At 63.5% G+C, this 1799-nt stretch carries 1 protein-coding gene; it reads right to left on the minus strand.

What is annotated here, in order from left to right; all coding sequences use genetic code 11:
- On the minus strand, positions 1–1799 hold a 1799-nt coding region (locus tag WBR68_RS31245), incomplete at both ends, for a hemagglutinin repeat-containing protein (protein ID WP_230696254.1).

The raw sequence follows: 1799 nt of genomic DNA on the forward strand, positions 1-1799 counted from the left end.
GTCGTGTCCCGATTCAACGACGCGATCGTCTCCGCTGCCGTCTTGCCGGTCAGGGCCAACTGCCCCGCCTCGTCACGAATGACGATCGTGCCGCCGCTGATGCCGCTTTGTGTGGTCGAACTACTGTTGCCGCTGGCCGCCACCACCACGGGCGTACCCATGCCGAACCCGCTGCTGCCCGTCGATATCGACGAACCCGCGTCCTTCGATGCGCCGCCGGCTACCTGGCCGCCCTTGGTCGTGCCCAGCCCTGAGTCGCCCGCCTTGGCGCTTCCGCCGAACCCGAAGCCCCCACCAATCGACACCTGGCTACCGCTGTACTTGGCGGTGTTCTTCAGGTCCTGCGCGACCAGCGTCCCCGTCGTCAACTTGTTCAGGCCGTCAGCCACCGCGCGGTCGCTGCTGGCAATGACGCTGCCGAGCAAGGTGGTGTTGTTCTTGACGTCGATCAGGAAACCGCCGTCGCCCGCCCACAAGCCCGTCTGTTCAGTGACCGTCTTGAAGTCGCTGTTCATCTTGCCGGCGCCGGCGTTGGCCCATGCGCTGCTTGAACCGTAGCAGTACGGCGGGATACACAGGCTCACGCCAAAGCCCGCGCTCTTGTTCTTGGAGTCGTACTTGCTACTGTCTTGCAGGCTCTCAAGTAGCAGGTTGCCACCGACCGACGCGATGATCTGGTCGGCCTTGCCCGCCGCGCCCTTCAATGTCGTGTCCCCGCCCGACTGGATGGCGAGTACGTTGCCTGCCGTGATATTGCTGTTGGTCCAGCTTTCGTCGCGACCGTTGGCCTTTCCGCGTCCAACCGAGGCGCCCAGTTCGAGGGTGAAGCCGTTTTGCTGACCGCCCGTGGAATAGCCGATACCGATGCTGGCGCTACTGCTCTTGCTGTCCGTCTTCTGCTCGAACACGTTGCGCGCCGCTTGCAGCACGATGTCGCCTTCAGCCTTGAGCACCGCGTTATTACCCGCCGACAGGTTCGAACCCGTAACGGTGATGTCCGAGTCCTTGCCGGCTCCTTGGGCGACGATGGTCAGGTCTTTGCCGGCCGCGACCGTCGAACCGAAGGCGCTGGACGAACTACGGTCCGTCGTGCTGCTGCTCTTGCTGGTTCCCAGACTGAGCTTGATGCTCACCCCGCCCGCTTTGTCGATCGCACTAGGGTCCTCGACGTTGCCCGCCGCCTGAACGGCGTCATAGGCATTGGTAGCTGCCAAGGCCGTCGTGGCGCCTGCCAAGCCCTTCATGACGGCGTTGTCCGTCCTGCCCGCCGCATCCCCCATCCGCGTGCCGGTCTGCACGGCGCTGACAATGGGATTGCTCGCGGTAAGCGTCAACCCCGTCTGCTTGATCTCATGAAATTCCTTCTCTTGCGTGGTGTCCAGCGCCGCGCCGATGTTGACTTCCTTGCCGATCAGCGTGATGTCGCCTTGCCGTGCAATGACGTTGCTGCCCGTGATATTGAGGGCGTTGCCGGCGTTGACCAGCACGTCGCCTTCGACGCTGCCCACGGTGCTGGCGCTGTGGAACACCTTTTTGCTGTCGAGCGAATCCGTCTGCTTGCTGGAGCCATAGCTGAAACCACCCATGGCCCCAAAGCCCGACTTCTTGACCATCTTGTAGTCGTAGCTGTCCTCGGCGTTCTGGCCGGCCAGGATGTTGACGTCGCGATCGGCCGACATCACCAGATCCTTCTGCGCGCCAACGTTCGAGCCCGCCACGGTCAAGTCCCGTCCGGCCATCAGCACGGCGGTGTCGCCGGTGAAGGTAGTGGCCAGGGCCTGTTCCCAGTCAAGGGCCGT

The sequence above is a fragment of the Achromobacter sp. JD-1 genome (genome assembly GCF_038594925.1).
Classification (GTDB): domain Bacteria; phylum Pseudomonadota; class Gammaproteobacteria; order Burkholderiales; family Burkholderiaceae_B; genus Achromobacter; species Achromobacter spanius_C.